The organism is Bacillus sp. JST-5, from assembly GCF_057747715.1.
Map to the genome: position 1 here is coordinate 1 of NZ_JBYLHW010000062.1, position 14,542 is coordinate 14,542.

15 protein-coding genes are annotated in these 14,542 nt (G+C 34.0%); 6 read left to right on the forward strand and 9 right to left on the reverse strand.

Annotated features, from left to right (window positions below; translation table 11 throughout):
• Positions 1-158 precede the first annotated feature (158 nt).
• The 4 genes from AC3ASS_RS11325 to AC3ASS_RS11340 all read right to left on the reverse strand — a co-directional run bounded on the left by AC3ASS_RS11325 (position 159) and on the right by AC3ASS_RS11340 (position 1,384).
• A complete protein-coding gene (locus AC3ASS_RS11325; RefSeq protein ID WP_488283640.1) occupies positions 159-269 on the reverse strand; it encodes a YjcZ family sporulation protein in 111 nt (36 codons plus the stop codon).
• Positions 270-373: 104 nt separating this feature from the next.
• Positions 374-631: a hypothetical protein gene (locus AC3ASS_RS11330; RefSeq protein WP_488283641.1), complete on the reverse strand. Its 258-nt coding sequence runs from the start codon at positions 629-631 to the stop codon at positions 374-376.
• Between the two features lie 81 nt (positions 632-712).
• A complete protein-coding gene (locus AC3ASS_RS11335) occupies positions 713-1,009 on the reverse strand; it encodes a hypothetical protein (RefSeq protein ID WP_488283642.1) in 297 nt (98 codons plus the stop codon).
• Complete coding sequence (locus AC3ASS_RS11340; RefSeq protein ID WP_488283643.1) at positions 1,010-1,384, reverse strand: hypothetical protein; 375 nt, start codon at positions 1,382-1,384, stop codon at positions 1,010-1,012. It abuts the gene before it with no gap.
• Between the two features lie 99 nt (positions 1,385-1,483).
• Between AC3ASS_RS11340 and AC3ASS_RS11345 the strand changes: the two genes are divergently transcribed.
• Together AC3ASS_RS11345 and AC3ASS_RS11350 are read left to right on the forward strand one after the other, a co-directional pair.
• Positions 1,484-1,732, forward strand: a complete 249-nt coding sequence (locus AC3ASS_RS11345; RefSeq protein WP_488283644.1) for a hypothetical protein — start codon at positions 1,484-1,486, stop codon at positions 1,730-1,732.
• Between the two features lie 13 nt (positions 1,733-1,745).
• Entirely contained in the window at positions 1,746-1,982 is a 237-nt protein-coding gene (locus AC3ASS_RS11350; protein WP_488283645.1) for a hypothetical protein, read from the forward strand.
• On the opposite strand, the gene AC3ASS_RS11355 is transcribed toward AC3ASS_RS11350, so the two are convergent.
• Positions 1,971-2,168, reverse strand: a complete 198-nt coding sequence (locus tag AC3ASS_RS11355) for a hypothetical protein (protein WP_488283646.1) — start codon at positions 2,166-2,168, stop codon at positions 1,971-1,973. The two genes, AC3ASS_RS11350 and AC3ASS_RS11355, sit on opposite strands and share 12 nt — an antisense overlap.
• Positions 2,155-2,631, reverse strand: a complete 477-nt coding sequence (locus AC3ASS_RS11360) for an Hsp20/alpha crystallin family protein (RefSeq protein WP_488283647.1) — start codon at positions 2,629-2,631, stop codon at positions 2,155-2,157. Before AC3ASS_RS11360 ends, AC3ASS_RS11355 begins: the two co-directional genes overlap by 14 nt.
• A 397-nt stretch (positions 2,632-3,028) precedes the next feature.
• Between AC3ASS_RS11360 and AC3ASS_RS11365 the strand changes: the two genes are divergently transcribed.
• Positions 3,029-3,988 (forward strand): polysaccharide deacetylase family protein, encoded by a 960-nt coding sequence (locus tag AC3ASS_RS11365; protein WP_488283648.1) that lies wholly within the window; start codon positions 3,029-3,031, stop codon positions 3,986-3,988.
• 809 nt (positions 3,989-4,797) lie between these two features.
• Here AC3ASS_RS11365 and bcbE read toward each other — a convergent pair.
• Positions 4,798-6,039: a bacillibactin exporter BcbE gene (bcbE, locus tag AC3ASS_RS11370; RefSeq protein WP_488283649.1), complete on the reverse strand. Its 1,242-nt coding sequence runs from the start codon at positions 6,037-6,039 to the stop codon at positions 4,798-4,800.
• Positions 6,040-6,448: 409 nt separating this feature from the next.
• Here bcbE and AC3ASS_RS11375 point away from each other — a divergent pair, with 409 nt between their 5' ends.
• Positions 6,449-7,891, forward strand: a complete 1,443-nt coding sequence (locus AC3ASS_RS11375; protein ID WP_488283650.1) for a S8 family serine peptidase — start codon at positions 6,449-6,451, stop codon at positions 7,889-7,891.
• Positions 7,892-8,150: 259 nt separating this feature from the next.
• Here AC3ASS_RS11375 and AC3ASS_RS11380 read toward each other — a convergent pair whose 3' ends face one another.
• A complete protein-coding gene (locus tag AC3ASS_RS11380) occupies positions 8,151-9,110 on the reverse strand; it encodes a 5-oxoprolinase subunit C family protein (RefSeq protein WP_488283651.1) in 960 nt (319 codons plus the stop codon).
• Positions 9,101-9,823, reverse strand: coding sequence for a 5-oxoprolinase subunit PxpB (pxpB, locus tag AC3ASS_RS11385; RefSeq protein WP_488283652.1), 723 nt, complete (start codon positions 9,821-9,823; stop codon positions 9,101-9,103). Before pxpB ends, AC3ASS_RS11380 begins: the two co-directional genes overlap by 10 nt.
• Positions 9,824-10,320: 497 nt before the next feature.
• Between pxpB and sucA the strand changes: the two genes are divergently transcribed.
• Together sucA and odhB are read left to right on the forward strand one after the other, a co-directional pair.
• Positions 10,321-13,149: a 2-oxoglutarate dehydrogenase E1 component gene (sucA, locus tag AC3ASS_RS11390; RefSeq protein ID WP_488283653.1), complete on the forward strand. Its 2,829-nt coding sequence runs from the start codon at positions 10,321-10,323 to the stop codon at positions 13,147-13,149.
• Between the two features lie 48 nt (positions 13,150-13,197).
• Positions 13,198-14,454: a 2-oxoglutarate dehydrogenase complex dihydrolipoyllysine-residue succinyltransferase gene (gene odhB / locus AC3ASS_RS11395; protein ID WP_488283654.1), complete on the forward strand. Its 1,257-nt coding sequence runs from the start codon at positions 13,198-13,200 to the stop codon at positions 14,452-14,454.
• The last annotated feature ends 88 nt before the right edge of the window (positions 14,455-14,542 follow it).

Sequence of the window (14,542 nt, forward strand, 5' to 3'; positions counted from 1 at the left end):
AGACCTCTTGGAGGGTGGAGTGACCACTGGCATAAAGAGAACAGCTATTCACGGAAGTTATAAAGACTTGCGTCAATTATCTTAATTGAACCGCCGTATACGGAACCGTACGTACGGTGGTGTGAGAGGACGGGAGTTAATCGCTCCCTCCTACTCGATTAATAACCGTATCCTCCTAAATATGCTACACCAACAATAATTAATAAAATAAACAATACAACGATTAAGCTAAAACCGAATCCATCAGAATGTTTGTGGCTCATTCCCATACACCTCCTACTAATATGTTCACTATAAGGTATGTGAATATTAGAAGAAGGACAGGGTATATCCATCAATTTCAAAAAAATAGATTGGTAACTATTTTAAATGGTCAAGCTTGGGCCGTCGGTCCGCTCGGTTGAATATCAGGATCACTAATAGGTGTATCTATAAAATCTTGATCATTTAATATTTCAAAATTATATGGGAATGTATTATAAGCACCAAAAATAAAGCCAATTGAACTTTGGTTTTTATTATGGCTGGCCCAGTTGGATGCATTATTTTGCCCAACTAAAACACCTGAGTTTGTTTCTTGTCCGTTGACAAAAATGGTATTAAATATAAAAACTGGTCCGCCTGCAGCCAATGAAATTCCTCCTTATAAAACGGTTTATATAGTTTATGTGACTATTAGGCGATAAGTTCATTGACACATGAAGAACCAGTATTATTCGGAATTTTTCTCTATAACTTTTTCTTCATCTTCAATGAATGGTTGTAAATATAATTCAGCTTCATCATTAGGAATTTGATTAAACATATCAATTCCATCGCAATCATCTAAACGGGATAATATGTCTTTTATATCGTTATGATCTCCGTTGATTGAACCAAATCCTTGATTTAGTTTTTGATGACTTAAAAAATGGCTTGGAAAATTATTTCCTAAGTTGAAACAGGATGCATTTTCGATCGTACCAATTTTAATCGAACCAATAAAAAAATTGGGAGATAAATAGCCCATCTAATTTCCTCCTTCTTCACGAAAAGTAAACTTCATAGGCTTTTGATTAATTTTGATCAAAATATCATCATCAACTTTCTTTCCATTTCGATTAACTATATGTGTTCTGTTATATTTATCACTTTGAATATGTTCTTTTTTTTGATGATGAGCATTTGTTCCAAAGTTATTACCAATATTTAATACTCCACTTAAGTCTTTAATATCTAACGATTCTAATTGAAACTTCAATTCATCTAAATGAGGGTCATGAATATTGACAACATCAATGGAAAAGTGATATTCCGATTGATTTTCCTTTAATGATTTCAATTGCTTATCAATCGAGATCAATTGGTTAAGGATTTGTTCGAGAAGTTCACGGTCCCTATCCACCTAGTATCATTCCTTTTATTAATAAAATTTTGAGTAACTTATTAACACCATCATAGGATTTATACATACAATACATTGAATGGGAATGGGGGGATGGTTATGGCTGAAACAGTAGTATTTCATTCAATTGCAGTGAATGCCTTAGAAGATAATTCAGGGATTTTTGTTGGAGATAATGTGGCAGATGGGTGGGCGTCTCATAGTAAAACACAAGGTGGTATTAATTCCATTATCGGATTTTATAATCGTGTTTCTCGTAATTTGAATATTGTTCAAGACCAAGACTTACTTGATACCCAAATTAATGATATTGAATATCGTGGCTCTAGCAATACAACACAAGTATAGGGTTGTGATTTTATTGAAGAATCAAAATCCATTCATCCAGTTTGATAGTATTAAAGTTAATTATTTAGAAAAGAATTGTGGAATTTTTGTTGGTACAAATCAACAAAATTATTGGTGTACATCGTTTTCCGATAAAGCCGGTTTTGGCATTGTCAGTGGGTACTTTAATCGTGTTTCTAAAAATATAAATTTATTTCATGATCATGATTTAATTGATACGCCAATTCGAACATACACATTAAGAAAATAACTGTTTATTCTTTTTTGTAATGTTTATATTTTTTACAACTCTGTTAAAATCACCGTTTATGTTTCCAAATCCCTCGGATTTCTTTCCGATGGATTTCCATCCAGTAGGTGAATTTTTTCCTGATAATATAGCGGAGGAATTTCTTATTTCATTTACTTGTAAATGACCAAATTTAATTTTTGTCATGGTGACCTCCTCCAAATAGAGGAATATTTTGATGAATAAATTGAACATCAATTTTTTGTTTTTCATACTTTTCTTCAGAAGAATAAGTAGGAATGACGATTTGTAATAAACCATTAATATAGGAAGCAGACATTTTTTCAATGATACAATCGTTTGGCAAGCGAATTTTCCTTTTGAAAGTTCCGTGAAATCGCTCATCTTGAATCACTTGAAAAGGAGCTTCAGTGTAAGGACGTTGGATATTCCCTTCAATATTTAAAACCATTCCTTGAACATGGACAGAGATTTGTTCTTTCGATACCAATCCGGCTAATTCTGCAATAACAATAACTTCACGGCTCGTTCTAACAATATCTATTCTTGGACCTATAAGAGGCAATACATCACTGATGACATCCCAAAAATCATCACCTAAAACTTCACTAGCCTCGGCAAACGATTGGAAATTTTTTTTTATGTTCATCGGATTTCCTCCTAAATTGTTCTTCTTATATATACATATATGTTTAAACTCTATACTTTAAGCTGATAATAGTGGAATTTTCATATATGAATTGACAGTACAACCGTATAATTTATTTATTTACATGCTTCGCTTATAGATTCCGGATTTTTCCTATTGAATAGTCAAAGATTCAAGAATAAAATGATATTAGAGTACAAGTTCTTTCAATTTTACCCTCAATAACTCTAGTCTGTAACGGCTGGAGTTTTTTATTGGAAATTTTGTAAAAAAATGTACAATCTATGATATTATAAAACTAAGAAATTTGTCGGATTTTATATAAAAATAGTAACTTACCAATATATAAAAACGTCATATAAATAGAAAGACATATTTAGAAAAAAGGTGAAAATTCATGGGGGTCAACAAGAAAGTAAAAAAGTTCTTTAAATTTAGCTTATTTGTACTATTATTCACTTTTTTAATCGTTTTATTATTTCCTTTAAAAACAGAGGTTGATGCAGTTAAAGACGTACAAAGAAGTAAAATGAATTTTTCATTTAAGTCATATTACTTTTTACATGAAAAAATTATTAATCCAGAAATAGGGGATATTTGGATTGATCGACTAAATTCGAAAGAGAAGCAAACAGAAGCCGCTATGAAACAACCAACAAAGGAAGAAAAGCCGGAGAAGGTAAATAAAGAAAAACCATCGAAAGGTAAAAAGAAACCGGAAAAACCTTCCAAAAATACTCCGATCGAATCATCTCCAAAAAATATTGATAAAACGGTTTACTTAACGTTTGATGATGGTCCAGCTCAGGCAACAACTGAAATATTGAATCTTTTATCTAAATACAATGTGAAAGCAACGTTTTTTATGCTAGAACCTTCAATGAAACAATACCCTCAAATTGTTCAAAGAGTCATTCAAGAAGGACATAAAATCGGATTTCACGGAGTTACACACGATAAAAATAAATATTATTTAAACCGGCAAACAGTTGTATCAGAAATGATTCAAGGTCAACAAACATTACAAGAAATAACTGGAATATTTTCGAATTTAATCCGAACTCCATATGGGTCAAAGCCTCATATGACTTCTGATTATATACAAGCAGTAGCACAAGCTGGATTTCAAATGTGGGATTGGAATATCGATAGTGAAGATTGGAAGCTGACGGATGGGACATTTGTACAAAATACCATTCAACAAATTAACCATTTCAAAAAAGAAGAACCAATGGTTATTTTACTGCACGATCGCGAAACAACTGCTAAACATTTAGAGGATCTATTAAAATATTTAATGAACAATGGATATAAAATGGACGTATTAAACGAAGAATTACAACCCGTCCAATTTTAATCCGAAAAGTGAAGGCGAGTGCCTAGTGGCGAACGAACGGGAGACACTCCAGAACTGAGATAAAGGAAACACGACGAGGAACGAGTCGATGTTGACTTATCGTAGGGGAAGGAGTGGGTCGTTCGCAAGCCACTGCGAGCCGAACTAGACAATCCGAAAAGTAAAGGCGAGTGCCTAGTGGCGAACGAACGGGAGACACTCCAGAACTGAGATAAAGGAAACACGACGAGGAACGAGTCGATGTTGACTTATCGTAGGGGAAGGAGTGGGTCGTTCGCAAGCCACTGCGAGCCGAACTAGACAATCCGAAAAGTAAAGGCGAGTGCCTAGTGGCGAACGAACGGGAGACACTCCAGAACTGAGATAAAGGAAACACGACGAGGAACGAGTCGATGTTGACTTATCGTAGGGGAAGGAGTGGGTCGTTCGCAAGCCACTGCGAGCCGAACTAGACAATCCGAAAAGTGAAGGTACATCTAGAACGCCGTATGAACGGGAGGGCCACTCGTACTGAGATAAAGGAAACACAGCGAGGCACGAGCTACTGTTGACTTATCGCAAGGGAGTGAGGTTATCGTTTACTAGGCGTTCGTGCCAAAACTGTACAAGCCGATGAATTTAAGGAACATAATAATTTTTTCTAAAAAATGATGTTTTTTCTAAAATATAGAAGCCAGTAGAACCCAATAATGCTGTTCAATCATTTTTTGTTTTAATTGTATGTTTAGTGCAATTTGACTGATATAAGAAAATATCATTTTTATTTCCTTTACAACAATTTTATAGGACAAAAAATTAGAATAAAATTTTTACATGTTATTATTAATTCTCCGATCATTTTCAGGCTTTATACCTATGAAACAAATAAACAAGGTAAGGACTCCAAGTGCTGTAATTAAATAAAAAATGAAAAGACTATTTTTCATCATTAACGCAATTACAGGTGGCCCTGCTGCTACACCAACGAAACGCATAGAAGAATATAAAGATGTTACAGTCCCTCGTTCATCCTTATCGATTCCTTCCGTAATCAAAGCATCTAAACATGGTAAACATACACCGATACCAATTCCACTAAAAATAAAAATTGAAATAAGAAACCATAATTGATCAGATAAACTTAGCATGAAACTGGATACAGACAAAATAGAAATTCCAATTACCGAAACCCATTTCATTAAAACTTTATTTTCTTGAATTTTTTTTCCTGTTAAATAGGAAGACAAACATAAGGCACCTAATGGAATGGCGAGTATAAACCCTTTATTTAAATCATTAATTTTAAAACGTACTTCCAGCGTAGAAGATAAATAAAATAAAAGTCCAAATAAAATAAACATTAAAATCCCACCGATAAAAAAAATTGATACTAGCCATCTACCTTCTCTACGAAAAGTTGTTTTAACCTTATGTATAAACTCGTGAAATGATATGTTATGTTCTTTACGTTTTGGACTTTTAACAAAGATGATCATTAACAAAATAGAAATAAAACAAAATACTGGAAATGAGAAAAAGGGAATAAACCAGTATAAACTTGCTAATAAAGCCCCTAATATGGGACTTAAAACTTTACCTAAAGTATTAGATGTTTCGATAATACCTAATGTGCTACTCACGTCTTTTTCACTTTTAAACATATCTCCAACTAATGGTAATACGATTGGGAATGCACCAGATGCACCAATACCTTGAATCATTCTTCCGATAAGAATGATAAAATAGGCATTTTTTAATTGAATCGATGCCCAGCCTGCTAACAAACCTCCAATTCCAGCAATGATAAGACTCGGGATAATAATTACTTTTCTTCCCCATTTATCCGATAAATAACCAGCAATTGGTATGAAAATGATAGCGATGACTGAATAAACAGTAATGATTAAACTTGATTGGAAGGAAGAGATGTGTAATTCTTTTTCGATAGTTGGTAATACAGGAATTAACATTGAATTACCTAATGTCATAACCAATGGGATTGAAGCAATAGAGAGAATGGCCCATTTCTGATCATATTGAGAATAACTATATACTAAACGATCATCTTTCACTATTTTTTTCTCCTTCCCATTTTCAAATTCCATTACAAATATTATGTTCTATTTCAGAATAAACTTTTCATCGTACAATTTATTTATTACTACAATTTAAATGCTTCATAAAAAAGATGAATAGAACGAAAGGAGAATGATGTCATTTTAAATATCAGTAAGGAACGAGGTTTTTAGTGGAAATTGAAATGGTAATAATTTTTATAAGTCGAAATGACCATAAATACAAATATTCATCCAATTCTTTACATAAATGAAAAGGAAGATTTTATTTCACAAAAGATAATTCCAATGGACTATAATCATGGAATTAAATGTGTCTTTAGTCACAAGGAAAAAATAGTAAACTCGTTGAAATTTTAACTGTCGAAATAATAAGACAACTTATATTTTATGGGAGGGGATTTTATTGAAATTCTTCAAGATTTTTCTCGTGGCAATTTTAATGGTTGCCATAGCTGTTCCATTTACTGCCTCAGCAAAATCAAACAACAACGAGAACTATTATTCAATCTTGCTTAAAGAAAACAAGATAACAAAAGAATTTAAAGATGAATTAACAAAATTAGGTGTTGAAATTGCCTATGAAGTACCTGAAATTGGGTTTTTACAGGTGAAAGCAACAGGAGATGAATATAAAAAAATTAAAGGAATAAAGAAAGTTCAGGCGGTGAATCCTTCAATTAACTGGCACACCCCTCAAGAAATCCGAATTGATGCTAATATAAATGCAAAAGAGGTAAATCTTGAAAACGCAGCATTATGGGAAAAACAATGGGATATCAAAAGAATTACAAATAATGGAGCAAGTTTCGAATTAGGAACGGGATCACATGATGTAGTTGTTGCCATCATTGATACGGGAATTGATAGAGACCATCCGGATTTAGTTGGTAATTTACTACCAGGATCTAAGAACTTTGTTCCTGCTGGAGGATTTCGTGGGACCGAACCAAGCGAAACAGGAGATCCGAACGCATTTGATGATAGACATGGTCATGGAAGCCATGTGGCCGGTTCCATTGCTGGTAATGGTGCAATGTTAGGGGTAGCACCTAATACAGGAATTCGTGCTTATCGTGTCTTTGGTACAGGATCAGCTGAGACTGCATGGATATTAAAAGCAATGGTTGAAGCAGCAAATGATGGATCTGATGTTTTATCTATGAGTTTAGGTGGATTTGATATTATAGGACAAGTTTTCTATATCGATCCTGAAACAGGTAAGAAAGAAAACTTAGGAAACGATGTTGCAGATTTTGTTGCATACAAACGTGCGGTACAATATGCAACTAGTAAAGGTGCATTAGTGGTTGTTGCTGCAGGAAATGATGCTTTAAACTCAACGAATAAACGAGAAGTTACTGATTTCTTAAATAGAGAGTATGGTGGAGATGGATTATACTTTGTCGGTGCTGGTTTTAACGTACCTGCATCAATCCCTGGGGTAGTAACGGTTTCTGCGACTGGACCGAATGATGTACTCGCTAGTTATTCAAACTATGGACCTGGATTTATTGATGTAGCAGCTGTAGGTGGAGATTCAAGATTATATGATCAGTATCAAAGAGAAGGAAGATTTGACGAATACATTGATCAACGATTATTTGAGACTGAATTTAACTTGAGTGCTAGTGAAGATGGTGGTTGGTATTGGAGTATTGGTACATCAATGGCTACTCCAAAAGTTTCAGCAGTTGCTGCATTACTCATTGATAAATATGGAAAAATGAATCCTAAACAATTAGCCAACCTCTTATATAAAGTAGGGGTAGATCCAGTTAAAGGAACAGATAAGAAATTATTTGGAAATGGACATTTAAATGCTTACCGTGCCTTAGGAGGTAATTAATAAATTTAATTATTCCTAAGTTTCCTATTGAAGGTATGAATGTTATAGCTTTTAAAAAATATTACCAACTTTGAATGTTTAAAAAAACAATAAGCATCGAGGTAATGATTTAATCTTCAAGCATTACAAAACCTTATACGATGATTAGGATTATCGAAACACGAAGCCCTATTGATACTAAAATCAATAGGGCATTTCTATTTTTTATATTTTATGCTATTCAGCATTTTACTTTTTTCTTTAATAATCTAGTACTAAATTAATATTTTGTTTCATTCCATTTTTCCTTTAAGAACATTTTTAATAGCCGTAATTTTTTCTCATATCTCTTTTTTAGACTATATGCATCATCTAACGATATCCTTTGAAATTGAATGGAATCACCTGGTTTTTTTTGAGCCAATTTAGGTAAATCTATAAACGCTACTTGTCCAAGTTTCGGATAACCTCCAGTCGGTTGTCGGTCAGACATTAATATAATTGGTTGACCGTCATGCGGAACTTGAATAGACCCAAATGTCGTTCCTTCCGAAATCATTTCATGTTTTTCGCTAATAGATAAAGCATCTCCTTTTAAACGATAACCAATACGGTTGGACTCAGGCAAGATTGAATATTTTGATTTCTCAAACCGAAAAATTTCTTCTATTGAAAAATAATGAAATTGTGGTCCTGCAAAATAGCGGATAATAGAAGTATTAAATAGATCTTGATCGCCTTTAATACTCCATTTGCATTTAATTTTCGAAAATGGTTTGACTGGAAGAATATCTCCTTTCTGAATAGGACGTAATAAAATCGAATTTCTTTCGTCTGAATGTGGAAAATAGGATCTACTTTCTAATATAGGTTGAATGTGTATTCCGTTTTTTACTGATATATAAGCTCTACAACCTTGTCGTACACCTTGAAAAGATAATATATCATTTGATTGGACAGTAATTGGTCGATGATTGTCAACTTTTTTTCCATTGATCATTGGAGAAAGGTTTGCTCCAGAGATGCAAATGATTGTATCACAAAGAAATTGAAGTACTGGCCCGATTATCGTGACTTCTAAACATGCATCATTTTCATCATTACCTATTATATAGTTCGCTAATTTGAACGAATATTCATCCATTGGGCCTCCAACAGGTACCCCAAATTGTTGATAACGATATCTACCTAAATCTTGAATCGTAGTAAATAAACCACCTTTTATTACTTTTATGGCCAATTTTTATCCTCCCACGCATAGAATTGTTCCTTGCTAATTGGGTAAAACTTAACTAAATCCCCAGGGCGAAGTCTTGAGGGTTGCTTTTGATGAATTTGAAACAACGAAATAGGCGTTCTGCCGATTATATTCCAGCCTCCAGGAGAGGAGGCCGGATAAATTCCAGCCTGTTGGCCAGCAATTGCCACCGACCCTTTCAAAACTTTCGGACGGGGAGTAGATTTTCTAGGAATTTGTAATCGCTCATCTAATCCTCTTAAAAAGGGGAATCCTGGTGAAAATCCAATAAAATATACTTCGTAAATTGGACGACTATGTATGGCGATTAATTCTTTTGGTGAGATACGCTTTTGCTCGCAAATATCTTTTAAGTCTAGGGCAAATTCTTCATCATAGCATACAGGTATGTACAAGGTTCTACGTTTCTCTTTTCGATAAGGTAAATCCCTATCAAGAAACTTTTGAATATAGGTGACGACTTCAGAGTAAGGATGATCAGATTGAATTAATTGAGATTGATAATGAACGGTAATAGTTGTATAGGCAGGAATAGCTTCGATAAAACCATGAAAAGGATTTTCATAAAGTGCGTGACATACTTTTTGAACATGACGATAGATATCAGGTGAAATCGAATTTCCAAAATAAATGATGAGTGAATCTTCACTTAACGGAACAAAAGTTGGAATCATTGTTTTTCTATCACCTTTCATTAAAATTTTCTCATTAAATGAATAAAAAACGCAACTTATTACATCATCCAGAAAATTTGATGCATTAAAAAGAATTTCTATTAAACTCATAAAAGGAAAAGTTGAAATATTTCATAGAATATTTCGATAAGCTGTTGGAATTTTTACTTTTAAGTAGTAATATGTTATGGGATATGTTCAATCCCTTATAATGAATCTTACTATTTTATACCTCGGTGGAAAACATAAACTTAAATCTTATTTTTGTATAACAAAAAGATTAGTAAGGAAGTGGTTAAATATTTGACAATTTCAAATATTTTTTATTTCCTTTCTTATCTTATTTCCTTTGTATCTATCGCTTTACAGTGGTAAAATGAGGGATGGAAACGTTTAAATCCTACATTAAAATAATTTATACATAATTTTTTTACGTACAAAAATAAGGTGTATAAAATTAGGGGTTAAAATAGTTCGTAAAACTTGTATTTACTTACGTTCTTTGGAGGGTTTTCTAAATGGGAAAGCTTACAAGTAATAAAAACAATCCATGGCAAAACTTTCACGGTCCTAATTTAGGATATGTCATGGAAATGTATGATTTGTATTTACATGATCCAGACCAAGTCGATGAAGATTTGAAACAATTGTTCCAACAATGGGGGCCACCGGTGATAGAAGGAAAAGAAATTTCTTCTGAGACTGCTCCCCAAACATTTATGCAAACCAGTAACATAGAAAAGACGGTAGCTGCCATAAAATATGCTGAACATATTCGTACATATGGACATATGGCTGCAGATATTAACCCGCTAACTAAAGATGGAATAGATACTTCTGTTACAGATATGAAAGCTTTCGGTTTAACGGAAGAAGATTTAAAAGCTATTCCAGCATCTATTATAAGCTTGAACTTACCGTCTCATATACAAAATGCATTTGAGGCTATTGAACATTTAAAACAAGTTTATACTCAATCATTAGCTTTTGAATTTAACCAAGTACACAGTGTGGAAGAAAAAAATTGGTTGAGAAACGTAGTAGAATCCGGACAACTCAATCGTAATCTTTCCAAAGAGAAAAAGTTGGAAGTACTTAAAAGATTAACAGAAGTTGAAGGTTTTGAACAATTTTTACATCGTACTTTTGTTGGTCAAAAACGATTTTCTATTGAAGGTGTAGACGCATTAGTTCCATTATTGGATGAAATAATTGCAGAATCTGTTCAGCATGGAACAGAAACAATCAATATTGGAATGGCACATCGTGGTCGTTTAAGCGTATTGGCCCATGTATTAGGAAAACCTTATGAAATGATTTTTGCAGAATTTCAACATGCACCAAATAAAGATTTAATTCCATCAGAAGGTTCTATTGGAATTACTTATGGATGGACAGGGGATGTTAAATATCATCTTGGACTTGATCGTAGATTAAAAGATGGTAACACTCGTGAAGTAAGATTGACTTTAGCAAACAATCCAAGCCATTTAGAATTTGTCAATCCAGTAGTAGTTGGATATACGAGGGCAGCACAAGAAAAACGGAATGAAAAAGGGTTCCCTAAACAAGATCAAAACTCATCTCTTGGTATTTTAATCCATGGAGATGCGGCGTTTCCAGGACAAGGTGTAGTTGCAGAGACGCTAAACTTAAGCAGATTAAAAGGTTATCAAACAGGTGGTACTATTCATATTATCGCAAACAATATGATTGGTTTTACTACTGAAAGTGAAGATTCTCGTTCCACAAACTATGCTAGTGACCTTGCAAAAGGATTCGAAATACCAATCGTACACGTAAATGCGGATGATCCAGAGGCTGTATTAACGGCTGCTTATTTTGCTGTTTTATATAGACATACGTTTAAAAAAGATTTCTTAATTGATTTAATTGGATACAGACGTTACGGACATAATGAAATGGATGAGCCAATGGCTACCAATCCATTAATGTATCAGATTATCCATAAGCATCCTACCGTACGTCAGTTATATGCAACTCAATTAGAAAAAGAAGGAATCATTTCAAATAACGAACAACAAGAAATGTTGTCTGCGGTTGAAAATAAATTAAAAGCAGCATACGAAAAAGTACCTAAAGCGAAAGATGCATTAGATACTGAAATGAATCCTCCTTTAATAGTAGAGAAAGGGTTCCCTAAAATAGAAACAGCTGTGAATGAAAAACTTTTAAAAGAATTGAATCAAGAATTATTAACTTGGCCAGAATCATTTAAACCATTTAAAAAATTAGAGAGAATATTAAAACGAAGAGATCAAGCATTTGATGAAGGAAAAATCGATTGGGCCCATGCAGAAACATTAGCATTTGCATCGATCTTAACAGAGGGTATTCCAATTCGATTAACTGGACAAGACTCTGAACGTGGAACTTTTGCGCATCGACATATCATGTTGCATGACTTTGAAACAGGAGAAGTATTTTCACCTTTACATCAATTGTCAAAAGCAAAAGCGTCTTTTGCCGTACACAATAGCCCGTTATCTGAAACTAGTGTGTTAGGCTTTGAATATGGATATAACGTATTTGCTCCTGAAACACTAGTATTGTGGGAAGCTCAATTTGGTGATTTTGCTAACTCAGCACAAGTAATCATTGACCAATTTATATCTTCTGGAAGAGCAAAATGGGGGCAAAAATCAGGACTTGTCATGTTATTACCACACGGTTACGAAGGACAAGGTCCAGAACATTCAAGTGCGAGACTTGAAAGATTTCTACAACTTGCTGCTGAAAATAACTGGACGGTTGCGAATTTATCTAAGGCGTCTCAATATTTCCATATTTTACGACGTCAAGCTTTAATGTTAAATAAAGATGAAATTCGTCCGTTAATTATTGTGACTCCAAAAAGTTTACTACGTCACCCATTAGTGGCAGCAAATGGAGAAGAATTATCAAAACATCAATTCCAACCTGTTGTTGAACAACCGGGTCTAGGTTTAAAACCAGAAAAAGTAGAACGTGTCATTCTATGCTCTGGTAAAGTTTCAATCGATTTAGCTGAAAAGCTTGAACAAATCGAAGATAAAGACTGGTTCCATATTTTAAGAATTGAAGAACTATATCCATTCCCAATGGAAGAAATAGCTAATCGCTTGAAAGAATATGAGAACTTAAAAGAGATTTTCTGGGTGCAAGAGGAACCAAAAAATATGGGTGCGTGGAACTTCGTTGAACCTAGAATTCACGCATTATCTCCAGCAGGAGTGGATGTTGTCTACGTTGGACGCCGTAGAAGATCAAGTACGGCAGAAGGAGATCCACTTGCTCATAAAGCTGAGCAATCTAGAATCATTGAAGCAGCATTTAAACGTTCATAATTTTGTTAAGATATTAAACTTTTTATGAGATGAAAGGGGATTTTTCAAGTGGCAGATGTTAAAGTGCCGGAATTAGCAGAATCTATTACAGAAGGTACGATTTCTCAATGGCTAAAACAACCTGGTGACTATATTAATAAAGGAGAAGCTATTGCCGAATTAGAAACTGATAAAGTAAATGTAGATTTAATTTCAGAAGAAGCTGGTGTAATTAAGCAGTTATTATTTAATGAAGGTGACACTGTAAAAGTTGGAGAAACAATCGCAATCGTAGAAGAAGGAGCTACTGCAACAGAAACTACACCGAAAGAAGAACAAAAAACAGAAGCTCCGAAAACAGAAGAAACAAAACAAGAGACAGCACCTTCTACACCTGTTGTTGAAAAAGAAGAATCAACATCTGGTCAAAGACCAATCGCCTCTCCGGCAGCTAGAAAATTAGCAAGAGAAAAAGGAATTGACTTAACGACTGTTCCTACTGTTGATCCATTAGGTAGAGTTAGAAAACAAGATGTTGAAGCTGCGGCAAATGCACCGAAACAACCAACTAGTGCACCAGCACAACCAGCAGCAAAAACACCTGTGATTGATACACCTGAAGGTAAACCAGTAGAAATTATTAAAATGTCTAGAAGAAGACAAACCATTGCTAAACGATTAGTGGAAGTCCAACATACAGCTGCAATGTTAACAACATTTAATGAAATTGACATGACAGCAGTTATGGAATTACGTAAACGTAGAAAAGATGCGTTTTATGAAGAGCATGAAGTCAGACTTGGATTTATGTCATTCTTTACAAAAGCCGTTGTTGCTGCTTTAAAGAAATACCCTCTATTAAATGCAGAAATTGCTGGAGATCAATTAATCGTCAAAAAATATTATGATATCGGTGTAGCTGTGTCTACAGATGAAGGATTAGTTGTTCCTGTTGTACGTGATGCAGATAAGAAAAACTTCGCTGAAATTGAATCTGATATTTTACACTTAGCTAAAAAAGCAAGAGATAATAAATTAAGTTTAAGTGACCTTCAAGGTGGAACATTTACTATAACAAATGGGGGAGTTTTCGGATCATTAATGTCCACTCCAATCTTAAACGGACCTCAAGTAGGTATTTTAGGAATGCATAAAATTCAAGTTCGTCCAGTAGCTGTAGACAATGAACGAATTGAAAACAGACCGATGATGTATGTAGCACTATCTTATGACCATCGAATCGTAGACGGTAAAGAAGCTGTTGGTTTCTTAGTAAAAGTAAAAGAATTACTTGAAGACCCTGAACAATTATTATTAGAAGGATAAGCCATGGAAGAAAACATACTAAGATTAGTGGGTAAGGTCATCGACGGGTGATCTTACCCACTATTTCTTTTTTGAGTTATAGTGAGGA